This window comes from Leisingera sp. G5_S3_59_S7, assembly GCF_054968485.1.
This window is the reverse complement of the sequence record NZ_JBQKUH010000002.1, coordinates 126,264-150,598: the sequence shown is the minus strand read 5'-3', so window position 1 is coordinate 150,598 and position 24,335 is coordinate 126,264. Positions and strand designations below refer to the sequence as shown.

Annotated in this window: 28 protein-coding genes and 2 riboswitches; of the genes, 13 read left to right on the top strand and 15 right to left on the bottom strand. The window is 64.5% G+C overall.

Annotation, left to right across the window (positions count from 1 at the left end):
• Positions 1–10: 10 nt before the first annotated feature.
• Both petA and ACTRWG_RS02015 read right to left on the bottom strand, forming a co-directional pair.
• Positions 11–571: a ubiquinol-cytochrome c reductase iron-sulfur subunit gene (petA, locus tag ACTRWG_RS02020; protein ID WP_027235833.1), complete on the bottom strand. Its 561-nt coding sequence runs from the start codon at positions 569–571 to the stop codon at positions 11–13.
• A 212-nt stretch (positions 572–783) separates the two neighbouring features.
• Positions 784–1,386: a glutathione S-transferase gene (locus tag ACTRWG_RS02015; protein ID WP_027235834.1), complete on the bottom strand. Its 603-nt coding sequence runs from the start codon at positions 1,384–1,386 to the stop codon at positions 784–786.
• 112 nt (positions 1,387–1,498) lie between these two features.
• Between ACTRWG_RS02015 and ACTRWG_RS02010 the strand changes: the two genes are divergently transcribed.
• The gene (locus tag ACTRWG_RS02010) at positions 1,499–1,795 is read left to right on the top strand and encodes an antibiotic biosynthesis monooxygenase family protein (RefSeq protein WP_027235835.1); all 297 of its coding nucleotides are present in this window, start codon (positions 1,499–1,501) and stop codon (positions 1,793–1,795) included.
• A 51-nt stretch (positions 1,796–1,846) separates the two neighbouring features.
• A riboswitch (FMN riboswitch) is annotated at positions 1,847–2,044 on the top strand.
• A gap of 90 nt (positions 2,045–2,134) precedes the next feature.
• Entirely contained in the window at positions 2,135–2,572 is a 438-nt protein-coding gene (locus ACTRWG_RS02005) for a 6,7-dimethyl-8-ribityllumazine synthase (protein WP_027235836.1), read from the top strand.
• Between the two features lie 45 nt (positions 2,573–2,617).
• On the opposite strand, the gene ACTRWG_RS02000 is transcribed toward ACTRWG_RS02005, so the two are convergent.
• Genes ACTRWG_RS02000 through thiB form a run of 3 tightly spaced genes read right to left on the bottom strand, consistent with a single transcriptional unit; the run spans position 2,618 to position 5,806 of the window.
• The gene (locus ACTRWG_RS02000; protein WP_027235837.1) at positions 2,618–3,310 is read right to left on the bottom strand and encodes a thiamine ABC transporter ATP-binding protein; all 693 of its coding nucleotides are present in this window, start codon (positions 3,308–3,310) and stop codon (positions 2,618–2,620) included.
• The gene (locus ACTRWG_RS01995) at positions 3,297–4,853 is read right to left on the bottom strand and encodes a thiamine/thiamine pyrophosphate ABC transporter permease ThiP (RefSeq protein WP_027235838.1); all 1,557 of its coding nucleotides are present in this window, start codon (positions 4,851–4,853) and stop codon (positions 3,297–3,299) included. Before ACTRWG_RS01995 ends, ACTRWG_RS02000 begins: the two co-directional genes overlap by 14 nt.
• Entirely contained in the window at positions 4,829–5,806 is a 978-nt protein-coding gene (gene thiB / locus ACTRWG_RS01990; protein WP_027235839.1) for a thiamine ABC transporter substrate binding subunit, read from the bottom strand. The genes ACTRWG_RS01995 and thiB overlap by 25 nt, the downstream gene beginning before the upstream one ends.
• Before the next feature lie 32 nt (positions 5,807–5,838).
• Positions 5,839–5,930: riboswitch (TPP riboswitch) on the bottom strand.
• Between the two features lie 232 nt (positions 5,931–6,162).
• Between thiB and aroC the strand changes: the two genes are divergently transcribed.
• Entirely contained in the window at positions 6,163–7,263 is a 1,101-nt protein-coding gene (gene aroC / locus ACTRWG_RS01985; RefSeq protein ID WP_027235840.1) for a chorismate synthase, read from the top strand.
• A 78-nt stretch (positions 7,264–7,341) separates the two neighbouring features.
• Here aroC and ACTRWG_RS01980 read toward each other — a convergent pair whose 3' ends face one another.
• A complete protein-coding gene (locus ACTRWG_RS01980; RefSeq protein WP_027235841.1) occupies positions 7,342–7,758 on the bottom strand; it encodes a MerR family transcriptional regulator in 417 nt (138 codons plus the stop codon).
• A 73-nt stretch (positions 7,759–7,831) separates the two neighbouring features.
• Between ACTRWG_RS01980 and ACTRWG_RS01975 the strand changes: the two genes are divergently transcribed.
• A complete protein-coding gene (locus tag ACTRWG_RS01975) occupies positions 7,832–8,470 on the top strand; it encodes a cation efflux transmembrane domain-containing protein (RefSeq protein WP_027235842.1) in 639 nt (212 codons plus the stop codon).
• Between the two features lie 88 nt (positions 8,471–8,558).
• Here ACTRWG_RS01975 and ACTRWG_RS01970 read toward each other — a convergent pair whose 3' ends face one another.
• Positions 8,559–10,061 carry a malonate--CoA ligase gene (locus ACTRWG_RS01970; protein ID WP_027235843.1) on the bottom strand — a complete coding sequence of 501 codons (1,503 nt, stop codon included), beginning with the start codon at positions 10,059–10,061 and terminating at the stop codon, positions 8,559–8,561.
• Positions 10,062–10,156: 95 nt separating this feature from the next.
• Between ACTRWG_RS01970 and ACTRWG_RS01965 the strand changes: the two genes are divergently transcribed.
• Entirely contained in the window at positions 10,157–11,092 is a 936-nt protein-coding gene (locus ACTRWG_RS01965; protein WP_462828879.1) for a DMT family transporter, read from the top strand.
• 6 nt (positions 11,093–11,098) lie between these two features.
• On the opposite strand, the gene ACTRWG_RS01960 is transcribed toward ACTRWG_RS01965, so the two are convergent.
• Entirely contained in the window at positions 11,099–11,353 is a 255-nt protein-coding gene (locus ACTRWG_RS01960) for a DUF6552 family protein (RefSeq protein WP_462828878.1), read from the bottom strand.
• Positions 11,343–12,047, bottom strand: a complete 705-nt coding sequence (locus tag ACTRWG_RS01955) for an SDR family oxidoreductase (RefSeq protein ID WP_462828877.1) — start codon at positions 12,045–12,047, stop codon at positions 11,343–11,345. The genes ACTRWG_RS01960 and ACTRWG_RS01955 overlap by 11 nt, the downstream gene beginning before the upstream one ends.
• Between ACTRWG_RS01955 and ACTRWG_RS01950 the strand changes: the two genes are divergently transcribed.
• Positions 11,973–12,980, top strand: coding sequence for a LysR substrate-binding domain-containing protein (locus ACTRWG_RS01950; RefSeq protein WP_462828876.1), 1,008 nt, complete (start codon positions 11,973–11,975; stop codon positions 12,978–12,980). The genes ACTRWG_RS01955 and ACTRWG_RS01950 overlap by 75 nt on opposite strands.
• Positions 12,981–12,983: 3 nt before the next feature.
• Here ACTRWG_RS01950 and ACTRWG_RS01945 read toward each other — a convergent pair whose 3' ends face one another.
• The 4 genes from ACTRWG_RS01945 to ACTRWG_RS01930 all read right to left on the bottom strand — a co-directional run bounded on the left by ACTRWG_RS01945 (position 12,984) and on the right by ACTRWG_RS01930 (position 16,118).
• Complete coding sequence (locus ACTRWG_RS01945; RefSeq protein ID WP_462828875.1) at positions 12,984–13,355, bottom strand: SPW repeat domain-containing protein; 372 nt, start codon at positions 13,353–13,355, stop codon at positions 12,984–12,986.
• A gap of 133 nt (positions 13,356–13,488) precedes the next feature.
• Positions 13,489–14,457 (bottom strand): AraC family transcriptional regulator, encoded by a 969-nt coding sequence (locus tag ACTRWG_RS01940; protein WP_260002498.1) that lies wholly within the window; start codon positions 14,455–14,457, stop codon positions 13,489–13,491.
• A gap of 116 nt (positions 14,458–14,573) precedes the next feature.
• Positions 14,574–15,044, bottom strand: a complete 471-nt coding sequence (locus ACTRWG_RS01935) for an MgtC/SapB family protein (protein WP_027235849.1) — start codon at positions 15,042–15,044, stop codon at positions 14,574–14,576.
• Positions 15,045–15,251: 207 nt separating this feature from the next.
• Positions 15,252–16,118 carry a branched-chain amino acid aminotransferase gene (locus ACTRWG_RS01930; RefSeq protein WP_027235850.1) on the bottom strand — a complete coding sequence of 289 codons (867 nt, stop codon included), beginning with the start codon at positions 16,116–16,118 and terminating at the stop codon, positions 15,252–15,254.
• 163 nt (positions 16,119–16,281) lie between these two features.
• On the opposite strand from ACTRWG_RS01930, the gene ACTRWG_RS01925 reads away from it, so the two are divergent.
• The 6 genes from ACTRWG_RS01925 (at position 16,282) to dxs (ending at position 21,654) form a co-directional block, all read left to right on the top strand.
• Positions 16,282–16,794: a MarR family winged helix-turn-helix transcriptional regulator gene (locus tag ACTRWG_RS01925; RefSeq protein ID WP_008554519.1), complete on the top strand. Its 513-nt coding sequence runs from the start codon at positions 16,282–16,284 to the stop codon at positions 16,792–16,794.
• Positions 16,791–17,492, top strand: a complete 702-nt coding sequence (locus ACTRWG_RS01920; RefSeq protein WP_027235851.1) for a response regulator — start codon at positions 16,791–16,793, stop codon at positions 17,490–17,492. The genes ACTRWG_RS01925 and ACTRWG_RS01920 overlap by 4 nt, the downstream gene beginning before the upstream one ends.
• A 130-nt stretch (positions 17,493–17,622) precedes the next feature.
• Complete coding sequence (locus ACTRWG_RS01915; RefSeq protein WP_435661537.1) at positions 17,623–18,549, top strand: histone deacetylase family protein; 927 nt, start codon at positions 17,623–17,625, stop codon at positions 18,547–18,549.
• A complete protein-coding gene (locus ACTRWG_RS01910; protein ID WP_027235853.1) occupies positions 18,546–18,788 on the top strand; it encodes an exodeoxyribonuclease VII small subunit in 243 nt (80 codons plus the stop codon). Before ACTRWG_RS01915 ends, ACTRWG_RS01910 begins: the two co-directional genes overlap by 4 nt.
• Before the next feature lie 3 nt (positions 18,789–18,791).
• On the top strand, positions 18,792–19,676 hold the full coding sequence (locus ACTRWG_RS01905; RefSeq protein WP_027235854.1) for a polyprenyl synthetase family protein: 885 nt from the start codon (positions 18,792–18,794) through the stop codon (positions 19,674–19,676).
• A 49-nt stretch (positions 19,677–19,725) separates the two neighbouring features.
• Positions 19,726–21,654 (top strand): 1-deoxy-D-xylulose-5-phosphate synthase, encoded by a 1,929-nt coding sequence (dxs, locus tag ACTRWG_RS01900; protein ID WP_462828874.1) that lies wholly within the window; start codon positions 19,726–19,728, stop codon positions 21,652–21,654.
• Between the two features lie 32 nt (positions 21,655–21,686).
• Here dxs and ACTRWG_RS01895 read toward each other — a convergent pair whose 3' ends face one another.
• A complete protein-coding gene (locus tag ACTRWG_RS01895) occupies positions 21,687–22,556 on the bottom strand; it encodes an SDR family oxidoreductase (protein ID WP_462828873.1) in 870 nt (289 codons plus the stop codon).
• 73 nt (positions 22,557–22,629) lie between these two features.
• On the opposite strand from ACTRWG_RS01895, the gene ACTRWG_RS01890 reads away from it, so the two are divergent.
• Positions 22,630–23,265, top strand: coding sequence for a class I SAM-dependent DNA methyltransferase (locus ACTRWG_RS01890; protein WP_027235857.1), 636 nt, complete (start codon positions 22,630–22,632; stop codon positions 23,263–23,265).
• 229 nt (positions 23,266–23,494) lie between these two features.
• On the opposite strand, the gene ACTRWG_RS01885 is transcribed toward ACTRWG_RS01890, so the two are convergent.
• Complete coding sequence (locus tag ACTRWG_RS01885) at positions 23,495–24,292, bottom strand: carnitinyl-CoA dehydratase (protein WP_027235858.1); 798 nt, start codon at positions 24,290–24,292, stop codon at positions 23,495–23,497.
• Between the last annotated feature and the right edge of the window lie 43 nt (positions 24,293–24,335).

Here is a 24,335-nt window from a genome sequence, read left to right as displayed (position 1 = left end):
GCGCGTTTCCTTATCCCAGCTTGATGGTGTTGGCGTCGGTGAACTCGGCCAGCGGAATGTGCAGGTTCTCAGGCGCCGGGCCTTTGCGGATACGGCCGGCGGTGTCGTAGTGCGAACCGTGGCAGGGGCAGAACCAGCCGTTGAATTCGCCTGCGCCGTCACCCAGCGGCACACAGCCCAGGTGGGTGCAGACACCCATCATCACCAGCCATTCGCCGGTTTCGTCCAGGGTGCGGTTCACGTCAGCCGCGTCAGTGCCCGGCTTGTTGGCGTTCTCCGACCGCGGGTCGATCAGCTCGGTCAGCTCCACTTCGCGGGCCGCTTCGATCTCTTCCTGAGTACGACGGCGGATGAACACCGGCTTGCCCAAGAACATGACCGAGATCTGCGTGCCAACTTCCACGCCGCTGACATCGACCAGGATCGAGGACAGCGCTTTCACGTCGGCGGAGGGGTTCATCTGGTTGACCAGGGGCCATACTGCGGCACCCGCGGTCACTGCCCCGGCGCCGGCAGTGGCGTAGTAGAGGAAATCTCTCCGGGTTCCTTCGTGGTCTTCTGCGTGGGACACGAGGTTTTCTCCAATTCCAGCGCCCGTTTAGGGCAAACATGCGCATGCACCGCGATTGCTCGCAGTGACTCTGGCGCGTGTCTAGCGGGGAGAGAGCCGTTCGTCCAGCGGTCATGGGCGCGCAGAAAGCCGCAGACGGCAATTCTGTCACGCCTGGGCGACAGTGCCGCACCCATATCGTTGCGGCACCTGTCCGTTTCAAGGGGCCGGGGTCACGCCGCCGACGGTTTTGTCGCCTGCATCGACGGGCGCGATTCGAACTCCTCAAACCACTCCGCCAGCGCCTCGTTGCCCTGGCGCCAGTTTGTGTCCGGGTGGCGGAAGTTCACATAGGCCAAAGCACAAGCCACCGCGATCTGGCCGATATCCAGCGGCCCCCGCAGATGGCTCATCCAGCGCGCATTGAGTGCCGCACAGCCGCCCAGCACCTTGCCCTGCTGCGCATCCAGCCAGCCGTCCCACTGTTTTTCCTCCGGGCGGAGGCGTTTCTCGTAGGACATCAGCACGGCCGCATCCATGATTCCGTCTGCGGTCGCCTCCAGCACCTTGCTGTCCCAGCCGCGGTTGTACAGTTTGCCGCCGGCGCGCTCATCCAGATAGGCGCAGATCACCCGGCTATCATACAGCGCCGGCCCGTCATTGCGCTCCAGCGCCGGGATCTTGGCCAGCGGATTACTGGCCTTCACGTCCGGACTGGGGCTCAGGGGCGTCGTTGTGACATCCTGGATTTCGACATCCTGCAATTGCCCGGTTTCATGCAGAAGCACCAGAACCTTGCGGGCAAATGGGGATGCTTGGGAATAGGTGAGCCTCATGGGAAATCCTCCGCTGTTTGGCCGCAGCCTAATGCAAGCGCGCCTGAGGGGAAGGGCCAATCACCGCACTGTGTTAAACTGGGTCTGTGTAACAAGTGGCAGGAGACCCCCAATGATCATGAGAATATTCCAAGTCGTCACACGCCCCGGCAAGGAAGCCGAGTTCAGCAAGTTCTTCCATGAAACAGCGATCCCGCTGATGAAAGGCACCGACGGCATCGTCTCTGTCCTGCCCGGCGCGCCGCGCGCCGGGACCCCGCGGGAATTCAGCTTTGTCATGGTCTGGAAGGACCTGGCCTCACTCAAGGCGTTTGCAGGCGAGGATTACACCAGCCCGCACATCGACCCCGCCGAGGCTGAGCTGGTCGAGTCGCGCACCATCAAGCACTACGACTTGGTCGAGACCTGACCCCGCACCGCAATTCGCGCTTGCAGGAATCTCCGCCGCTTGCCACAGTCCCGGCGTTCTCAGGGCGGGGCGGAATTCCCCACCGGCGGTAAGCGGGCCAGTCCCGTAAGCCCGCGAGCGGCGTCTGTGTCCACAATCCGAAAAGTGGGAACCGGTTTTCGGGAAAATTGTGGAACAAGCATAGATGTGTCAGCAGATCTGGTGCGACTCCAGAGCCGACGGTCACAGTCCGGATGAAAGAGAACGTGCGTCAGGACCGCTTTGGGCTTTTCAGCCCTGCGTGCGCCTGCCGTTCGTGATCGCCTTGGGTGACGTGTCAGAGCCAAAGGAGATTACGAGATGACACACACCCGCTATGCCTTCATCAAGGCGCAATGGCATGCTGATATTGTTGACCGCGCGCTGGAGGGCTTTTTGCAGCTGATCCCGGCAGAGCAAGTCGACGTGTTCGATGTGCCCGGCGCTTTTGAGATGCCATTGCTGGCACAGGAGTTGGCCAAAACAGGGAAATACGCCGCCGTGGCCTGCGCCGCCTTTGTGGTGGATGGCGGCATCTACCGGCATGATTTTGTGGCTCAGGCCGTGGTCGACGGGCTGATGCGCGCCGGGATGGATACCGGGGTGCCGGTGCTGTCGGTCTCGCTGACCCCGCACCACTTCCAGGAAACCGATCACCACATCGCGATCTACCGCGAACATTTCGTGCAGAAGGGCCGCGAAGCCGCCAATGCCGCGCTGATGATCACCAAGACACGGGAGGCCGCTCTGGCCGCATAAACCACAGGCCAGCGCCTGCCGGGCCGCAACCGGCCCGGCCATGGCTCACCCCAAATACGCCTTCAAGGCCGGCGGCGGGTTGTCCAGCAGCTCCGCCGTGGCTTGCGGCGGATGCGCCTTGCCCTCCGCCACCAGCACCACCTGATCCGCAATCCGACGCGCATCATTCGGATCGTGGCTGACCATCAGCACCGTTGCGCCGCTTTCGCGGGCCAGCTCCGCCACCAGATCCAGCATCTCTGCCTTCAGCGCAGGTCCGAGCGCGGCAAAGGGCTCATCCAGCAGCAGGATATCACGCCCCTGCACCAGCACGCGCGCCAGCGCCACCCGGCTTTGCTGCCCGCCGGACAGCGCCGCAGGCTTACGCCCGCCCATGCCGCCCAGGCCAACCCGCTCCAGCGCGGCATCAACCCGGCTCCACTCCGCCGCGCTCAGCCTCAGGTTCGCATGCAGCCCCAAGCCCACGTTCTGTGCCACGGTCAGATGCGGAAACAGGTTGCCGTCCTGAAACAGCATCGCCACCGGCCGTTTACCCGGAGGCTGGCTGGTGAGGTCCGCACCATTCCACGCGATGCGCCCGCGGGTGACGGGCAGGAAACCGGCCACAGCCTCCACCAGCGTGGATTTCCCGGCGCCGGAGGGGCCAATCACCGCGACGCAGGCACCGGCTGCGATCTCCAGATCCGCCTCCACCGCGTAATCGCCGTTCATTATCCGGCAGTTCTCAAGCCTCAGCATGCCAGCGCCCTCCGCGGTCCAGAATCCAGAATACGCCCATCGACAGCAGCAGCAGCAGCAGTGCCGCGCCGGCCGCTGCCTCCATCCGGTAGGCCCCCATCAGCCGGTAGATCTGCAAGGGCAGCGTTGCGAAATCCGGATCGGCAAACAGCGCCACCACGCCGAGGTCGCCCATCGACAGGGCCGCCGCCAGACCGGCCGCAAACCCGGTCTGCGCCCGCATCCGCGGCAGGTAGACACGCCGGACAAAGGCCCATCCCTGCATGTCCAGCGACAGCGACAGGCGGCCGTACCGCCCCAGCACCTCCCGCGCACGGGGCACCAGGATGCGCATGGCAAAGGGCAGCGCCATCACCGCATTGACGAGCGCCGTCACCGGCAGCGCCAGCGCAAAAGGGTCCGCGATGGGATAGATCAGAATGAACAGCCCGGTGCCGATCACCAAGGGCGAGGCTGCAAGGCCCAAGATGCCCGACAGCTCGGTCATGCCGTTGCGGCCTGCCGCCACGGCAGCGGCCATCGGCAAGGCAAGTCCCAGCAGGATCACCGTGCTGAGAGCCGCAACCAGTATGGAGGTTCCGGCAGCCTGCCAGACACTGCTTTTCAGATCTGCCATCCCCGGCAGACCTGCCAGCGTAATTGCCGCCAGCGGCAGCAGCAGGAACGCCGCGGACAGGACAATCCAGAAAGCATCAGCGCTGCGCGCCAGCGCCCCTTGCCCGTCCCAGCGCCGCACCGCGCGGTCGAGACCGGAGCCAAAGCCCTCGCCCGCCGACACGCGCAACGCCACCAAAGCGGCGGCGGCGGTCAGCAGCAGTTGCAGGCCCGACAAAAGCGCCGCGCGGCCCAAGTCGAAATCGAATCGGAATGCCTGATAAATAGCGAGTTCAATGGTGGTGGCCCTTGGCCCACCGCCCAAGGTCAGCGCCACCGCAAAGCTGGACAGGCAGATGGCAAACACTACCGCCAGCGCGCCCGGCACCACCCGCCGCAGCATTGGGCCTTCCAGCAGCCGCCACATCGCCAGCGGCCCGGCATCCAGCTGCGCCGTCAGACGGAAGCGTTCGGCGGGGATCTCCTGCCAGCCCTGCAGGATCAGCCGGGTCGCCAGCGGCAGGTTGAAGAACACATGCGCCAGCACCACCCCGTGCAGCCCGTAGATCTGCACCGGCTCCAGCCCGAACAGACCCAGCAGGCTGCTCAGCCAGCCAGCCCGCCCAAAGACCGAAAGCAGGCCAAGAATCGCGACAATGACCGGAAGAATGAAGGGCGCCCCTAACAGCGCAATCAGCAGGCTCCGCCCCGGAAACCGCCGCCGCGCCAGCGCGCGGGCGACCGGGGCGGCAAGACCAACACTCAGAAGGGCCGACAGGCTTGCCTGGGTCAGAGTGAACCGCAGCGCGGCCCAGTCGCTGGCGCCAAACCCGGTGCCAGCCTCAGCCCTGAGCGCAACAGCCCCAAGGGTTCCAAGGATCAGCGCTGCCACCAGCAGGGCCGCGCTGATCCCGGGAAAGGCGCTTACTGGCTGAGCGCGTCCAGCCATTCGTCCAGCGCCGCATCGCGCACTTCCGCTGCCTCAGCTTCGCTCAGCAGCAGGGATTTTCCCGGTGCGATCAGGGTCTCAAAGCCTTCCGGCAGGCCTGCTGCCGGGGTGACCGCCGGATACATCCAGTTGGTGGTCGGGATGACCGACTGGAACGCATCGGACACCATGAAGGCCAGGAACTGGTCGGCCAGCTCCGGCTGGTCGGTGTTCGCCAGTTTACCGGCAACTTCCACCTGCATGTAGTGACCCTCATCAAAGGCTGCCGCCGCCTTGGAGCCGTCTTCCTCCGCAATCAGATGGTAGGCGGGCGAGGTGGTGTAGGAGAGAACCATGTCGGCCTCGCCTTCCAGGAACATGCCGTAGGCCTCGGACCAGCCCTTGGTCACGGTCACGACATTGTCGGACAGGCCCTTCCAGATCTCCGGCGCCTCGTCGCCATAGGCGGCCTTGACCCACAAGAGCAGACCCAGCCCGGGGGTCGAGGACCGCGGGTCCTGAATAACGATCCTCTTGTCGCTGGCCGCCAGCGCCTTGAAATCCGCAGGCGCTGCGGCATCGGCGTTATGAACAAAGGCGAAGTAGCCCCAGTCATACGGCACAAATGTCGCGTCGTTCCAGTCTACCGGCATTGCATAGTCGGCGCTGACCGAATGCTCGGCAAACAGGCCGGTTTCCTTGGCCGCAGCGGTCAGGTTGGTGTCGAGACCCAGCACCACGTCGGCGTCGGAACGCGCGCCCTCCAGCTTGATCCGCGCCAGGAGCGCGGCACCGTCGCCTGCGCTTACCAGTTTCAGGTCGCAGCCGCAGACCTCTTCAAAGGCCTTCTCCACTGCCGGGCCGGGGCCCCAGTCGGAAACAAAGCTGTCATAAGTATAAACAGTGAGTTCGGGCGTTTCGGCAAAGGCTGCCGAGGCGCCAAGCAGTCCCGCTGCAAATGCAAGATGTTTCATGCCATCCTCCTTTGCGGCTTTGGGCAAGGGTGGAGGCTGTCCAGTACCTTCCCTCCGCCGGTGTGATCCGGTTCAGGTTCAACGGGTGTCATCTCAGCGCTCGCGCGCACCCCGAGGTGGCGCGGACATTAGGCCCCAGCCGCAGCAATGACAAGCCAAAGCCCCGCCAGGACCTAAGGCTTGGTGAAACTGGACCGCTGCCAGCACCGGCCCCTTGTTCATCTGGCTGAAAATATCCCGGGGGAGCCGCCCCAGGCGGCGGGGGCAGCGCCCCCTCTCGCCTTTGCCGCAGAGGAATCCGCTTGAGGCACAGCCCCCTGCCCGCTAAGCACGTCCCGCAAAGGAGACCGCGCCTCATGTCGATGAACAGCTTTGGACACCTCTTCCGCGTCACCACCTGGGGCGAGAGCCACGGGCCCGCGCTTGGCGCCACCGTCGACGGCTGCCCGCCGAATGTGCCGCTGGAGCCGGAAATGCTGCAGCAGTGGCTCGACAAGCGCCGCCCAGGCCAGAACAAGAACACCACCCAGCGCAATGAGCCGGACGCGGTGAAGATCCTGTCCGGCGTGTTCGACGGCATGTCCACCGGCACGCCGATCCAGCTGATGATCGAAAACACCGATCAGCGCTCCAAGGATTACGGAGAGATTTCCCAGACCTTCCGTCCGGGCCATGCCGACATCACCTATTTCCAGAAATACGGCAACCGCGACTACCGCGGCGGCGGCCGCTCCTCTGCCCGCGAAACGGCAGCGCGGGTGGCAGCCGGCGGTGTTGCACGTGAAGCAATCAAGGCGCTGGTGCCGGGGCTGGAGATCAAGGGCTACATGACCCGAATGGGCGAGCTGGAGATCGACCGCAGCCGCTTTGACTGGGGCGCGATTGACCAGAACGATTTCTGGATCCCCGACGCAGGCGCGGTGCAGGAGTGGGAAGACTACCTGCAGCGCCTGCGTAAAGACCACGACTCGGTGGGCGCCGTAGTTGAGGTCGTCGCCCGCGGCGTTCCCGCCGGCATCGGCGCGCCGGTTTATGGCAAGCTGGACACCGATCTGGCCGCCGCGATGATGTCGATCAACGCCGTGAAGGGCGTGGAAATCGGCGAGGGCATGAATGCCGCACGCCTCAAAGGTTCGGAAAACGCTGATGAGATCTTCATGGGTGAAAACGGCCCCGAGTACTCTTCCAACCACGCCGGCGGCATCCTGGGCGGGATCTCCACCGGGCAGGACGTGGTGGTGCGCTTTGCGGTGAAGCCGACCTCCTCGATTCTTACCCCGCGCAAGTCGATCCGCAAGGACGGCTCCGCCACCGAGGTGATCACCAAGGGCCGCCACGACCCCTGCGTCGGCATCCGCGCGGTGCCGGTAGCCGAGGCGATGATGGCCTGCGTGGTTTTGGACCATCTGTTGCTGCACCGCGGCCAGATCGGTGAAAACCAGGGCCGGATTGGCTAGATTTTAGGCTCTAAAAGGGACGATTTTGCGTTTTCCAAGGGCGAAGTTTGCAGCTGCATGCTTCGCCTTTTTTGCCGCTCAACCGTGCTCGCCCGCGCATTGGCTGTGGTCGCCGAGCGCGGTCAGCACCTTGCAGCAGCCGCCGTTGCCGCCATCGCACAGGTGGCTGATCCGTTCCAGCTCGGTCGCCAGTTGCTCCAGCTTGCGGATCCGGTCGCGGACATTGGCCAGCTGGCTGCGGGCAATCCGGTCGGCTTCGGCGCAGTCATCGCCCAGATGCCCGTCCAGGCCCATCAACGCCTTGATGTCCTCCAGCGAAAAGCCGAGGTCGCGAGCGTGCTTGATAAAGCCCAGCGCGTCCATGCCATCCTGCCCGTAGCGGCGCTGGTTGCCGGCATTGCGGCCCGGCTGCGGCAGCAGGCCGACCTCCTCGTAATAGCGGATCGTGGGCACCTTCACCCCAGTGGCCTTGGACAGCTGACCGATGGAAAACATGGCAGAAACCTCTTGAAGCTCTAGTGACTAGAGGCCCTACATTGATCCCGAATCAGGAATGAGGACAAGAGCAATGGCAGGCTGCTGCAATCATGAGGCCCGGTTTGACGGGGTATCGGCGGACTATAAACGCAGGCTTTGGCTGGTGATCGCCATCAATGCCGGCATGTTCGCGGTGGAAATGGGGGCGGGCCAGCTGTCCGGCAGCCAGGCCTTGAAGGCGGACGCGTTGGACTTTCTGGGCGATGCGCTGACCTATGGCATTTCGCTGGCGGTGATCGGCGCCACCCTGCGCACCCGGGCACTGGCGGCCCTGGGCAAGGGCATCAGCCTGCTGCTGATGGGCGCATGGGTGTTTGGCTCCACGGTCTATCAGGTGTTCTATGTGGGCGTGCCGCAGGCGCAGATCATGGGGGTTATCGGCTTTATGGCGCTGGCGGCCAACCTGATTTCGGTCATGCTGCTGGCCCGCTACAAGGACGGCGACGCCAATGTGCGCTCTGTCTGGTTGTGCTCGCGCAATGACGCCATCGGCAATGTGGCGGTGATGATCGCGGCGCTTGGCGTCTGGGGCACCGCAACCGGCTGGCCGGACCTCATTGTGGCCGGCATCATGGGCGGTCTGTTCCTGAACTCCGCCTTCCAGATCCTGGTGCAGGCGGTGCGGGAATGGCGCGAAGAAGAGGCGCACGCAGAAGCGCATCAGCACTAGGGCAGAGACCGTCCGCGGGCGGAAGCGAAGCGCCCGCCCGTGGGGACGGACGGTCGCTGCCCGGGCCGTCGGCCCGGGTGGGTGAAAACTAGCAGAAAAGCCCTGCGTATTCCTTGCGCAGGGCTTTCTTCTGCACCTTGCCCATGGTGTTGCGCGGCAGCGCGTCCAGCAGGATGATCTCCTTGGGCTGTTTGAACTTGGCCAGCTGGCCAGAGAGCGCGGCCGTTATCGCCTCAACGCTGGTGCCCTCGCCCTCCGGCACAACCACGGCCACCACGCCCTCGCCGAAATCGGAATGCGGCACGCCGATGACGGCGCTTTCCAGAACACCGGGCAGGTCGTCGATCAGGCTCTCGACCTCCTTGGGGTAGACATTGAAGCCGCCGGTGATGATCAGATCCTTCTCGCGCCCGACAATGGTGACATAGCCGTCGGCGTCGATCCTTGCCATGTCGCCGGTGATAAACCAGCCGTCTGGACGCAGCTCCTCCGCCGTCTTTTCCGGCATCTGCCAATAGCCCTGAAACACATTCGGCCCGCGCACCTCCAGCACGCCGATCTCCCCAGCCGCCACCTCGGCGCCGTCCCTCATGACCCGCGCCTCCACCCCCGGCAGCGGGAAGCCTACGGTGCCCGCGCGGCGCTCGCCCTCATAAGGGTTCGAGGTGCTCATGTTGGTTTCGGTCATCCCGTAGCGTTCCAGGATGCGGTGGCCGGTGCGGGCCTCCCATTGCTCATGTGTGTCCACCAGCAAGGGCGCAGAGCCGGAGATGAACAGACGCATTTTTGCAGCGCGCTCGCGCGTCAGCCGCGCATCCGTCAGCAGGCGGGTATAGAATGTTGGCACCCCCATCAGCGCCGTGGCCGAAGGCATCGCCTCAAGGATGGCATCGGCGTCAAAGCCGGGCAAGAAAACCACCTGGGCGCCTGAGAGCAGCGCCACATTGGTCGCCACAAACAGCCCGTGGGTGTGGAAGATCGGCAGCGCGTGGATCAGCACGTCGTCCTTGGTGAACCGCCAGGTGTCGCGCAGGGTCAGCGAGTTGGAGGCCAGGTTCGCATGGCTCAGCATCGCCCCCTTTGAGCGGCCGGTTGTGCCGGAGGTATAAAGGATCGCCGCAAGATCATCCGCCTGCCGGGCCACCGGATCAAAGCCGCCCTGCCCGTCCGCCAGATCACGCAAGGTGCCCTGCCCGGCCGCATCCAGTGTCAGAACCTCCGCCGCGCCCGAGATTGCGCTGATCTCCTCCAGCCGCGCAGGATCGCAGACCACGACCCGGGGCGTCGCGTCGCCAACGAAATAAACGACCTCAGGCCCGGTGTAGGCGGTGTTCAAGGGCAGGAAAATGCCGCCGGCCATAACTGTGCCGAGGTAAAGCTCAATCGCCCGAATGGTTTTCTGGACCTGCACTGCCACCCGGTCGCCCGGCTGAACCCCCTGGGCCGCCAGCGCCGCCGCCATCCGTTCCGCGCCAGCAAACAGCGCGCCAAAGGTCACCGTGCTCCCGTCCGGCAGGCGGGCAAAAACATCGTATTCACGCCCCAGAGAGGACTCGCGCAGCTGGCGGATCAGGTGATTGGCGTCATACATAAGCGGGCTCCTGTCTAAACCGGCGCCATTTGCGCCCGGCGTTGGAGCGAAATCAAGCCATTGATCTTTGCGGCGCTTGAGCGCAGGGTCGCGGCATGGCGAAATCGTTAACATCGCATCGGCCTGTGCTGGCGGTCCTGCTGAAAGTCACCGCGATTGCGCTGTTCACTGCGCTGTCCGGGATCATCAAGGCCACCTCGGAGACCGTTCCGGCGGGCGAGGCCGTCTTCTTCCGCTCCTTCTTTGCAATTCCGGTCATCGTTGCCTGGCTCATCGCGCGCGGAGAGCTGCGGCACGGTTTGATCACCAAAAAACCGATGTTTCACGTGTGGCGCGGGCTGGTCGGCACCTCGGCGATGGGGATGACCTTCATGGGGCTGGCGCTGCTGCCGCTGCCGGAGGTCACCGCCATCGGCTATGCCACCCCGATCTTCACGCTGATCCTGGCAGCGCTGTTCCTGGGCGAGACCATCCGCATGGTCCGGATCTCCGCCGTGGCCATCGGTCTGTTGGGCGTGCTGATCATGATCTGGCCGCGGCTTGGCGGCGATCTGGAGGATGGCGCCATGCTGGGGGTGCTGCTGGTGGTCGGCGCCACCGTCGCCCGCGGCTTTGTGCAGATCCACATCCGCCGCATGGTGCAGTCGGAGCATACCGCGGCCATCGTATTCTACTTCTCGCTGACCGCTTCGGGCCTGGCACTGCTGACCGCCCCCTTCGGCTGGGTGATGCCGGATGCGCAAACCACTGCGCTGCTGGTCAGCGCCGGGCTGGTCGGCGGGGTGGCGCAGATCCTGGTCACCTCCTCTTACCGCTTTGCCCCGGCCTCTATGCTGGCGCCCTATGACTACGCGTCGATGATCTTTGCCATCATCATCGGATATATCTGGTTCGACGAATGGCCGACGCTGGTAATGCTGGCCGGTGCTGCGCTGGTGATCGCCGGCAATGTGCTGGTGATCTGGCGCGAGCACCGGCTCGGTCTGCGGCGCGGCACGGCCAAGCCGCTGATCGATCCAAAGGGCGGCTAAAAGGCTCTAACTTGACCAAAAGCCCGCAATCATCGCGCCCAGCGCCACGATGTGGATCAGCATGACCGCCCGGTCATTCCACAGCACGCCGACCAGGAACCAGCCTGTGAGACCGGCAAGGAACAAGTAGATGTTCCACGGGTGCAGACCCCAGGCGGTGGCAGAATAGCCAAGAATCTGCACGATGGACGCGACCCATTTCAACACAAAGGCCGGGTTCAATGCGCTTGTTCTTGGCAGAGCTTGAATGTCAGACGGCACGGGTCAGCCCCCCATCCACGCGGATGTTCTGCCCGGTGGTGTAGGCGGCATCGTCCGAGGCCAGATAGGCGATCAGCGCTGACACCTCGCGCGCAGCGCCATAGCGGCCCATCGGAATCCGGGCCTTGCGGTCTTCGGTCTCCGGCAGACTGTCGATGAAGCCCGGCAGCACGTTGTTCATCCGCACGCCCTGGCTTGCGAACTTGTCGGCAAACAGCTTGGTAAAGCTCGCAAGCCCTGCCCGGAACACGCCTGAGGTCGGGAACAGCGGATCCGGTTCGAACACCGCGAAGGTGGAGATGTTGATGATTGACCCCTTGCCCTGGGCCGCCATGATGGGTGCCACCAGGCGCGAAGGGCGGATCACGTTCATCAGGTAGTATTCCATTCCCAGATGCCAGTCGGCGTCGCTGATCTCCATGATATCGCCCTTGGGCCCGTGGCCCGCCGAGTTGACCAGCACGTCGATCCGGCCCCAGCGCTCCATCGCCTTGTCCACCAGCGCCTGCAGGTCGGATTGCTCCAGGTTGGAACCAGTGTGGCCCACCCCGCCCAGCTCCTGCGCCAGCATCTCGCCCTTGCCGGAGGAGGAGAGGATGGCAACCTCATACCCCTGCTCATGAAGGTGGCGGGCGGCATCCGCGCCCATGCCGCTGCCCGCGGCGGTGAAAAGTGCAACCTTGGTCATGTCCATACTCCTTTGCTTGCCCCCAGGATGGCGGTTAAAGGCACGCTTGACCAATCATGTCTCATCGCGCCAGACTGTAGCAGAACTACTGGCTGGAAACTGATGCGCCTGCCCAACCTAAATGCCCTGCGAATGTTCGATGCCGCCGCCCGCCACCTGAACTTCGGCCGCGCGGCAGAGGAACTGCACCTGACCCAAGGCGCAGTTGCGCAACAGGTGCGGCGGCTGGAGGCGGATCTGGGGCACAAGCTGTTCTACCGCCATGCCCGCGGGCTGACACTGACAGACACCGGGCGCAGCTTCCACGCGCCGGTGCAACAGGCGTTGTCGCTGATCCGCGACGCGACAGACAAGCTGGCTCCGGCGGTGCAGCGGGTGACGCTGTCGGTCCCGCCTTCCTTTGCCGCCAAATGGCTGGTGCCGCGGCTGCCGGAGTTCGAGGCCCGCAACCCCGGCATCGACCTGCGGGTGGTCGCGGAGGAAAACCTGACCGATTTCAAGCGGGACGGCATCGACATTGCCATCCGCCAGGGCAGCAAACCGCAGGAGAGCAGTTTGAACTCTGCCCTCCTGTCGCTGTTGGATCTGGTGGCGGTGGCCCGGCCGGATTCGGCTCTAATACAGGAAGAACCGCTGGAACTTGCCGATCTTGCCCATCACACGCTGATCCAGGACGGGCACCGGCACTGGGACCTGCTGCTGCGCCAGGAGGGTCTCACGGCCAAGGGGCGGATCCTGCAATTCAACCAGACTGCGCTGGCGATGGATGCTGCGGTGAACGGCCAGGGCATCGCACTGGTGCCGCGGATATTTCTGGGAGGACAGCCGCTGGAGATCCTATGGCAGGCGCCACGGCTGGGCGATCAAGGGTTCTACGTGCTGTGGCCCAGCGCACAGGGCCGGGCCAAGACAGTGGTGGACTGGCTCTTGCGCCAATAGCGATCAGGCAGAGGCTGCCGCGGTCCCTTCCGGTGCGCTGAGCGAGATCACCGCAACCACCGCAGCCCCGTTCAGCAGATAGAAGGCCGCATCCAGCCCGGCAAAGCCGAAGAGAAAAGGTGCTGCCAGGAAGAGGAGGCCGACAATCAGGTCAACGGTCAGATGCAGCCTGTAGGGCAGCACCCGGACCAGGCCGAGATGGTGGTCGGTCAGCACCGTCAGCACAAAGGCGGCAATGCCGGTCACCACGGACAGCCACAGCGCCAGCGGGTTGCTTTCGCCAAGGCCCAGCAGAAACGGCAGCCCCATCAGGGCGGCAGCAACCGGATAGTCAAGATAGGCATGAATGGTACGGGTCACAAAGCGAAGAGGCATGGGTCAGGTCCTTGCTACTGAGGTTTCTTGGCCGCGCAGCCCGCGGCTCTGACCCCAGATTGGACCGGCCACCCCGTACGGTGAATTTCAGCTCCTCCCGGGAATCTTGCAGATCGTTCAATCTTCGGACGCTTCAACCAGGCCAGGCTGCTGCATGGTGCTGCCGGTAGGCCGCGGGCGACATGCCCACCTGCTTGCGGAACACACGGGAAAACGCTGCCTCGGAGGCATAACCCGCAATCTCCGCCGCATCAGCCACGTTCAGCCCCTGCTCTGCCAGCCCCTGACAGGCGATCTGCATCCGCCAGCTGGTGAGGTACTGCATCGGCGTCACTTCCATCTTGGCAGCAAACTCCTGGGCAAAGGCAGTGCGCGACATGCCCGCCTCCCGCGCCAGGCCTTCAACGCTCCACTCCTTGGCAGGCGCCTGATGGAACGCCGTCAGCGCCCGCGAGATGCGCGGATCAGCAAACCCCGCCAGCGCCGGCCCGCTGGGGCTCTGATGTTCCAGATAGGCCCGGATCGCCTGAGCGAACAGCACCTCGGACAGTTTCAGCGCTATCAGGTCGCCGCCGATGCGGGCACCCTGCACTTCGGAGCCGATCATCCGCAAGGTCGCTTCGATCCAGGCCCCGGCAGCCTCGCCGTAGTTTTCGATCACGATATGGGGCGGCAACCGGTCGATCAGCATATGCCCGGCGCCGCGCCGCCCCGGCATGGCGGCAAAGGAAAAGTGGCCGCAGATCAGCTGGGTGTCCCGCACCTCCTGCGCACCGCCATAGACCAGCACCCCGCCGCCGTCATAGCCCGCATCCTCCAGCACCTGCTCCAGCGGCAGCGCCTCCAGCGGCTGCACCTCGTTGCACAACAGCATATGCGCCGCGCCATGCGGGACCAGCACCAGATCGCCCTGTTTCAGCCGCAGCGTCTCACCGCTCGCAGGCACATGCACATTCAGCTCCCCTCGCTGAACGAAGTGAAACCGCGCGACGTTTTCATACTCCGGCACCTGAATCCCGAACGGCGGGGTAAAGGAGGTGCGAAAGTACAGCGTTCCCTTGAGGGACAGCCGGGTGAGGATATCGCTAAGCAGGTCCAACATGCCTTGCATGTTAGGCGTCTGGCACTCGCCGTCCATGCCGTCGGACGATCTGCAAGGGAATTTGAACGGTCAGCCAGCCGAACATTTCGTTCTGGACGCTTGCCTGCTGGCGGCCGTCAATCGCTTATATCCGGGCGGTCGTTGCGGCCCCGGCTGCTCATCACCCGGCTCATGGCCAGGATGCCAGCAGCTATCAGCGCCAGCAGCACTGCGTGCACATAATACCCCAGACCTGAGGCCATGCCGACGCCCCCGGCCACCCACAGGCTGGCGGCCGTCGCCATGCCTCCGACCCGCTCATCCCCCTGGATGATCGCCCCGGCGCCAAGAAAGCCGATCGCCCCGACAAGCCCCTGCATGATACGGGTCGGATCAGCCCCCAATTCAAGCGCCTGCGCCTCCATCGACATTTCCATGGTGATCAGCGTGAAACCTGCGGCCCCAAGCGAAACAATCATGTAGGTCCGCATGCCCACCTTGCGGTGCCGCAGCTCCCGGTCCAGCCCCAGAAGCGCCCCGGCAGCAGCGGCGCAGAGCAGGCGCAGGCCCAGTTCAAGATAACTCACATAGGCAATGCTCAGGTCCATCGCGTTCCTGTTCCTTCTTATCGGGCACAGCATGCCACTGCCCCGGAATGACTTTTCAGCAATATGGCTGACTATGGCACAGTCCCGGATAAAGTGCAGGAAATTGGAACGGGCCGCTATGTCCTGTGACATGCGGCCTGGCACTGCAGCCGCAAAGAAAAACCCCCGCCACACGGGCGGGGGTTTCCGATCAGACCTGCTCTGCGCTTAGGCGCGGACCAGCTTTTCGTAGTCCTCGGCGATCTCACGGGTCAGGGCGCCGACTTCAAACGTGTAAGGACCAATCTCGCCGACCGGGGTGACCTCGGCCGCGGTGCCAGTCAGCCAGCACTGCTCAAAGCCTTCCATCTCTTCCGGCATGATGTGGCGCTCATGCACGGTAACGCCCTTGTCCTTCAGCATCTGGATCACGGTCTGCCGGGTGAGACCATTCAGGAAGCAATCCGGCAGCGGCGTATGCACCTCGCCATCCTTCACGAAGAAGATGTTGGCGCCTGTCGCCTCTGCTACATAGCCGCGGTAGTCCATGAACAGCGCATCCGAGCAACCCTTGGCCTCCGCCTTGTGCTTGGAAATGGTGCAGATCATGTAGAGGCCCGCCGCCTTGGCATGCACCGGGATGGTTTCCGGGCTGGGCCGCTTCCACTCCGCGATGTCCAGCTTGGCGCCTTGCATCTTGGCATCGCCGTAGTAGGCGCCCCAGCCCCAGACCGCGATGGCCATCCGCACCGGGTTGCGGGCCGAGGCGACCCCCATATCCTCGCCCGCGCCGCGCCACACCAGCGCCCGCACATAGGCGTCCTGCAGACCGGAGGCCTTCAGCGTTTCTTCCTTGGCCGCCTCGATCTCGTCAACAGTGTAGGGCATCGGCATGTCCAGCGCCTTGGCCGAGGCGACCAGCCGCTCGGAATGCTCCCGGCTCTTGAAGATCTTGCCGTTGTAGGCGCGCTCGCCCTCGAACACAGAGGACGCATAATGCATCGCATGGGTCAGGATATGCACCTTGGCATCCCGCCAGTCGACCAGCTCCCCATCCATCCAGATCACACCGTCGCGGTCGTCATAACCTGCCATGCCGCACCCTCCTGAAACTCTGCGGTGATTTACAATAATTGCGCAACTTATGGCCGTCCCGGACACAATGTTGCGCCAAAGCTGAGATTCGATACATCTTCACTCTTGGAATGTCAACAACACTGACATAAACTGGCCGGCAAGACAAATGAGGGGGCACCGAATGCCTGAAGGCCGGACAGGGCAGGGATACAGCGGCGAAAGCCTGCTGTTTCTGACAGATGAGCAGCTTCGCCAAGGGATTGAGGCGATGTTCTTTGCCTACCGCGGCTTTACCGCCGATCCGGACCGGATCCTTGCGGAATTGTCCTATGGCCGGGCGCACCACCGGGCGATTCATTTCATAAACCGCTCGCCCGGCACCACTGTGAACAATCTTCTCAGCATTCTGGGGGTGACCAAACAGTCGCTGAACCGGGTGCTGCGGACCCTGATCGGCGACGGCCTGGTCGAAAGCAAGGTGGGCGAGCTGGATAAACGCGAACGCCACCTGTACCTGACCGAACAGGGCGCGGCGCTGGAAGCCACCCTGTCGGACGCCCAGCGCGCCCGGATGCGCGCCGCCTACAAGGACGCAGGCCCTGAGGCGGTGCAAGGCTTTAAGAAGGTGCTTGAGGCGATGATGGACGCCGACATGCGCCGCGCCTATGCCAAACTGCGGGAAACGGGCGCATGAGCATGAATGACGCCCATCTTCTGATCGTGGACGATGATGAGCGCATCCGCGAGCTGCTGAAGAAATTCCTGATGCGTTCGGGTTTCCTGGTCACTGCGGCGCGTGACGCGGCGCATGCCCGGCGCGTTCTGGCGGGGCTTGATTTCGACCTGATCATTATGGACGTGATGATGCCGGGGGAAGACGGCATCTCGCTGACCAAGTCGCTGCGCGAGAGCATGGCAACCCCGATCCTGCTGCTGACCGCCAAGGGCGAGACCGATGACCGGATCGCCGGGCTGGAGGCCGGGGCGGATGACTACCTGCCGAAACCATTCGAGCCCAAAGAGCTCCTGCTTCGGGTGAACGCCATCCTGCGGCGGATGCCGGACACCACCACGCAGGACAGCGCCCCCAAGGTGCTGCATCTGGGAGCAATCCGATATGACATCGAGCGCGGCGAGATGTGGCAGGGCGACGAACTGATCCGCCTCACCGGCACCGAAAGCCAGCTGATGAAGATCTTCTCCGCCCAGCCCGGCGAGCCGGTCTCCCGCACCAAGCTGGTCGAGGACCTGGGCCGCGACCGCGGCCAGGCGCAGGAGCGCGCAGTGGACGTGCAGATCACCCGGCTGCGCCGCAAGATCGAGCCGAACCCGAAACAGCCGCAATACCTGCAAACGGTGCGCGGCGCGGGCTATATGCTGGCACCGGATTAACGTATTTCCGGCTCCTTCTTCTGGCCCAAAGTATCCCGGGGTCCGGGGCAGCGCCCCGGGTTTCCCCTTGCAGCCACAGCCGCCTGCCCCCTAGGGTCGCGCCAAGCCCGGCCGCAGGAGGACACGCACCATGACCACCGCCCTGATCACCCACGCGGATTGCCTCAACCACGTCACACCGGAAGGCCACCCGGAACGGGTGGCGCGGCTGGAGCACATCCTGCACGCGCTGGAACCCTTGGACCTGAAACGGGTCACCGCACCGATGGCTGCCGAGGACGACATCCTGCGCGTCCACCCGGCCTCCTACCTCTCTGACCTGCGCAAGGCTTCGCCAGCGGAGGGCTGGGCGCAGATTGACGGCGACACCTTTATGTCCCCCGGCTCTTTGGACGCCGCGTTCCGGGCTGCCGGCGCGGTTGTGCGCGGTGTCGATATGGTTCTGGGCGGCGAGGTGCAGAACGCCTTTGCGGCGGTGCGCCCGCCGGGACACCACGCCGAAACGGACACCGCTATGGGCTTCTGCCTGTTCGGCAATGCGGCGCTGGCCGCCAAACACGCGCTGGACCATCACGGGCTCAGCCGTGTCGCTGTGGTGGATTTTGACGTGCACCACGGCAACGGCACCCAGGACCTGTTGTGGGACGAGCCGCGCGCGCTGCTGATCACCAGCCAGCAGATGCCGCTCTGGCCCGGCTCCGGCCGCCCGGACGAGGATGGCGCCCATGGCCAGATCCTCAACATGCCGCTGGCGCCGGACTCCGGCCGGGCCGAGATGCAGGCGGCCTATGAGGGTCAGGCCTTTCCCCGCCTGCGCGCCTTCAAGCCGGAGCTGATCATTATCTCGGCGGGCTTTGACGCCCATCAGGACGATCCGCTCGCAAGCCTCAACTGGGCAACGGAAGATTTCGCCTGGATCACGGCGGAGCTGTGCAAACTTGCCAGTGAGCTGTGCCAGGGCCGTATCGTCTCGACTTTGGAAGGCGGATATGATCTGAACGCGCTCGCCGCGGCAACGCGCGCGCATGTGGAAGAATTGACAAAGGCACCGGCATGACTGAGACCCCCGTAGAGCAGATGAGCTTTGAACAGGCGATGCGTGAGCTGGAAGGCGTGGTGGACCAGCTGGAACGCGGCGACGTGGCGCTGGATGCCTCCATCGCGCTCTATGAACGCGGCGCCGCGCTGAAGAAACGCTGCGAGGATGAGCTGAAACGTGCCGAAGAGAAGGTCGCCGCCATCACACTGGACGCCAACGGCACCCCCAAGGGCACCCAGCCGCTGGACGCCGGCTGAACCATGAGCACCGCCGCAGACATCCAAACGCGCCCCTTTGCGGAGGCGCTGAAAGACGCACAGGCCCGCATCACCGCGCATATGGAGATGCGGCTGGCGGGCAGCGACGAGTTGCACGCCGCAATGCGCTACGCCATCACCGGCGGCAAGATGCTGCGCGGCTTCCTGGTGCTGGAAAGCGCCCGTCTGCACGGTGTACCGGCAGAGGCCGCCGTCGAGGCCGCGCTCGCCATCGAGTGCATCCACGCCTATTCGCTGGTGCATGACGACCTGCCCTGCATGGACGACGACGACCTGCGCCGCGGCCAGCCCACCCTGCACCGCAAATGGGATGAGGCGATGGCGGTGCTCGCGGGCGACAGCCTGCAGACGTTTGCCTTTGAATTGCTGGCAGACCCCAAGGTGGGACCCCACGCGCTGACCCTGATCCGCGGACTGGCGCAATCCTCTGGCAAAGACGGGATGGTGTCGGGCCAGATGCTCGATATTGCGGCGGAAACTGCCGGCGCACCGCTGACGCTGGAACAGATCACCAAGCTGCAAGGCCGCAAAACCGGCTGCCTGATCGAATGGTCCGCCACAGCCGGCGCAGTTATGGCCGGGGCTGATCCGGCACCGCTGCGGCAATACGCTTGCGCCCTTGGCCTTGCCTTCCAGATCGCAGACGACATCTTGGACGTCGAAGGGGATGCCGCAAAGGTGGGCAAAGCCGTACGCAAGGACGCAGAAGCCGGCAAAGCAACCTTTGTTTCGCTGCTGGGACTGGCAGAGGCAAAAGCCCGCGCACAGTCCCTGTGTGACGAGGCCTGCGCTGCGCTGTCACTATTTGGCGAGGATGCTGCAACCTTGAAGGAAGCCGCGCGTTTCGTTATTGCGCGCGACAGCTAACCCCGCGCGCCACGCCCCGCCCCTGCCCGGCGCAGCCCAAGGAGACACCATGCCCGACCGGCCCAAGACCCCGCTTCTGGACCAGATTACGCGCCCCGCGGATCTGAAGGGGCTGACGGATGCACAACTGGTGCAGGTCGCCCACGAGCTGCGGCAGGAAACCATCTCTGCGGTCTCGGTCACTGGCGGCCATCTGGGCGCGGGCCTGGGTGTGGTGGAACTGACCACCGCCCTGCACGCCGTGTTCGACACGCCGCGGGACAAGGTGATCTGGGACGTCTCCCACCAGTGTTACCCGCACAAGATCCTCACGGGGCGCCGCGACCGCATCCGCACCCTGCGGATGAAAGACGGCCTCAGCGGTTTCACCAAGCGCTCCGAGTCGCCCTTTGACCCGTTTGGCGCCGCTCACAGCTCGACCTCGATCAGCGCCGCACTGGGGTTTGCCGTCGCCCGCGATCTGGGCGGGGTAATCCCCGAGGGCAACGGCGACGCCATCGCGGTGATCGGCGACGGTTCGATGTCCGCCGGCATGGCGTTTGAGGCGATGAACAACGCAGGCCACCTGGGTAAGCGGCTGTTCGTGATCCTGAATGACAACGAGATGTCGATTGCACCGCCGGTCGGCGCGCTGTCCTCCTATCTTTCCCGCCTCTACGCGGGCGAGCCGTTTCAGGAGCTGAAGGCCGCCGCCAAAGGCGCAGTCTCGCTGCTGCCAGAACCGTTCCGTGAGGGCGCCAAGCGCGCCAAGGACATGCTCAAGGGCATGGCCGTCGGCGGCACCATGTTCGAAGCGCTTGGCTTCTCCTATCTCGGCCCGATTGACGGCCACGACATGGACCAGCTGCTGCCGGTGCTGCGGACAGTCAAGGCGCGCGCCACCGGCCCGATCCTGATCCATGTGCTCACCAAGAAGGGCAAGGGCTACGGCCCGGCTGAACGCGCCCGCGACAAGGGCCACGCCACCGCCAAATTCGATATGGTGACCGGCGAGCAGAAAAAGGCGCCCTCCAACGCGCCTTCCTACACTTCGGTTTTCGGCAATGAACTGGTGAAGCACGCCGCCAAGGATGACAAGATCTGCGCGGTCACTGCCGCGATGCCCGACGGAACCGGCTTGAACCTGATGGCCGAACGCTACCCGTCGCGCTGCTTCGACGTCGGTATTGCCGAACAGCACGGCGTGACTTTTGCCGCCGCGCTGGCCGCGGGCGGCATGAAGCCGTTCTGTGCGATGTACTCCACCTTCCTGCAGCGCGGCTATGACCAAGTGGTGCATGACGTCGCGATCCAGCGCCTGCCCGTGCGCTTTGCCATCGACCGTGCAGGCCTGGTCGGAGCCGACGGCGCCACCCACGCCGGCAGCTTCGACATCGGTTTCATGTCCAACCTGCCGGGCATGGTGGTGATGGCCGCCGCCGACGAGGCTGAGCTGGTTCACATGGTCGCCACTGCCGCCGCTCATAACGACGGGCCCATCGCCTTCCGCTACCCGCGCGGGGAGGGCGAAGGCGTCGAGATGCCGGAAACCCCGGAGGTGCTGGAAATCGGCAAAGGCCGGATGATCCAGGACGGCAAGCGCGTGGCGCTGCTGTCCTTCGGCACCCGCCTGGGCGAGGTCAAAAAGGCCGCAGAATCGCTCGCGGCCAAGGGCATAACCCCGACCATTGCCGACGCCCGCTTTGCCAAGCCGCTGGACCGCGACCTGATCCTGCAGCTGGCTGCGGACCACGAAGCGCTGATCACCATCGAGGAAGGCGCGGTCGGCGGTTTCGGCTCCCACGTCGCACAGCTCCTGGCCGAGGAAGGCGTGTTCGACAGCGGCCTCAAGTACCGCTCCATGGTGCTGCCCGACACATTCATCGACCAGGCCAGCCCGGCGGATATGTACGATGTGGCCGCCATGAACGCACCACAGATCGAGGCCAAGGTGCTGGACGTGCTGGGTGTCGCAACCATTGCGGAGAAGCGGGCTTAATTCGCTTTGGCGCGGCCGCAGGGCCGGTGATCTTACACCCCCGGCGGCTCCGCTGGCGGCACAAAGCTCTCCATGTCCTCCGCTTCCAGCACCGCGCGCAGCCCTTCGCGGTATGTGGGATAGAGGAGTTCCACCCCGAGTTCGTCCTTTATACGCCGGTTTCTGACCCGCTTGTTCTCTCCATAGAAACTGCGCGCCATCGGCGTCATGCCAGCCTCGTCAAAGGGCACCTCGGCCGGCATTGGCAGGCCCAGCAGCTCCGCGGCATGGCCCAGCACATCCTGCGGCGGGGCCGGGTCGTCGTCGCAGACGTTGTAGAAGCCCCCCGGGCGCGGCTGGGCGATGGAGGCTGCCAGCACCTGGGCGATGTCTTCGACATGAATACGCGAAAACACCTGCCCCGGCTTGATGATCCGCCGCGCCTTGCCCGCCATCAGCTTGGCAAAGGGGCCGCGGCCGGGACCATAGATGCCGGCCAGACGGAAGATGTGCAGCGGCAGGCCGGGGATGGCCTGCCATTGCGCCTCCGCCAAGGCGCGCCAGTCGCCGCGCTGGCTGGAGGGCGTCACAGGCGTGTCCTCATCCACCCAGGCGCCGTCGTGGTGGCCATAGACGGCTGTGGTGGACAGGTAGCCGACCCACTCCAGAACCGGGGCGGCGGCAATCCGGTCCCCCATGGCTGCCAGCACCGGATCGCCCTCCGCATCGGGCCCGATCGAATTCAGGATATGCGTCACCCCGTCCAGCGGCACGTCCTGGCCGGGCCAGGTGATCATCTCCACGCCATCGGCCGCCACCGGCTCACGCGAGGTGCCGATGACCCGCCAGCCCGACGCCAGGAGACGCGGGGCAAGCGCCCGGGCGGTATAGCCAAATCCAAGACAAAGCAGCGTTTTTCTCATGTCTCCTAGATGCGTTGGCCGCGCCTGCTGCGCAAGGGTTGATTCGAATCCTCCGCGCGGCTTTGATGGCCCGATGAAAAAGCAGACACCCGGATTGTCCGATGCCTACGCGCTGAGCACGCCTGAAGACTCACGGCGGCTCTATGCGGATTGGGCCGGCACCTACGATCAGGAATTCGCCGCTGATCAGGACTACCTGCTGCCCGGACTGACGGCCAAGGCATTTGCCGCTGCCGGAGGGACCGGTCCGGTGCTTGATGCTGGCGCCGGCACGGGTCTCTGCGGCGAGGCGCTTCGGGAGCTTGGGGTTGAACCTGTCGACGCCACCGACATCAGCGCTGCCATGCTGGCCGAGGCGCTGCGCAAGGACGCCTACCGCGACGTGATCGAAGCCAACCTGCTGGAGGGCATTCCGGTGCCGCGCGGCTCTTACCGCGGGGTCGTGTCATCCGGCACCTTCACCCACGGCCACCTTGGCCCCGAGGTACTGCCCGCCCTGCTGCGAGTGGCCGCACCCGGTGCTTGGTTTGCCTTGTCGGTGAATGCAAAGTTCTATGAAAAGGGAGGGTTTGCGGACGCCTTCGACCGGCTGCTGCGCGGTCAGTGGATCAAAGGCCTGACCCTGCCCGAGCTGCGCATCTACGGCCCGCGCTCCACCGGTGCGCACAAGGACGACACCGCGCTGATTGCACTGTTCCAGAAGGTGTAGGCCCTCCTGTTCTTCCGGGGTCAAGGAAAGCCGAAGGCCGCCATACGGCAGCATGGGCATAGCTCCTTGAGGCGGAATGAACAGGAAACACAGTCGATCAGGCTGCTTGATGAGCACGACTGCTCCTCTAGAACTTCTCGGTGAAACGAAAACGCCGCGCAAAGCGCGGCGCCCGGCCCAACTGTACAGGGGCATCTTCAGATGTCCCGCGGCAGGCGGGAGTTTTGCGTTACCGTCCCTTCCAGACCGGATCGCGCTTCTCGGCAAAAGCGCGGGCGCCTTCCAGGTTGTCCTCGGAGCCATAGAGCACGTCCACGGTCTTGAGCTGGCGCTGCGTGATCCGGTTCATCGCATCCTGGAACTTGCTGTCCTCGGCATCGCGCACGATCTCCTTGATCGCCGCATAGACCAGCGGCGGGCCGGAGGCGAGCAGCCGGGCCAGTTCCCAGGCACGGTCCATAAGCTGATCCGCAGGAACGATCTCATTCACCAGACCCCAGCGATTGGCTTCTTCGGCATCAAACCAGCGCCCGGTCAGCAAGAGTTCCATTGCGATATGGTAGGGGATGCGCTTGGGCAGCTTCACGCTGGCCGCATCTGCCACAGTTCCCGAGCGGATTTCCGGCAGCGCGAAACTGGCGTGATCGGCTGCGATGATCATATCCGCCGACAGCGCCAGCTCAAGCCCGCCGCCGCAAGCGATGCCGTTCACGGCTGCAATCACCGGCTTGTTCATATCGCGCAGTTCCTGCAGCCCGCCAAAGCCGCCAACGCCGTAATCGCCATCCACCGCATCGCCGTCAGCCGCCGCCTTGAGGTCCCAGCCGGGGCAAAAGAACTTTTCACCGCCGCCGGTCAGAATTGACACCCGCAGGTCCGGATCATCGCGGAACTCGCGGAACACCTCGCCCATCACCCGGCTGGTTTGCAGATCAATGGCATTGGCCTTGGGCCGGTCCAGCGTCACTTCCAGAATGGCGCCGTCGCGGCGGGTTTTTACAGGGCCGCTCTCGGGGTTGTCGCTCATCTCATCTCCTCCTGGCATCTGTCATGCCGTTCTGTTTCAGGCC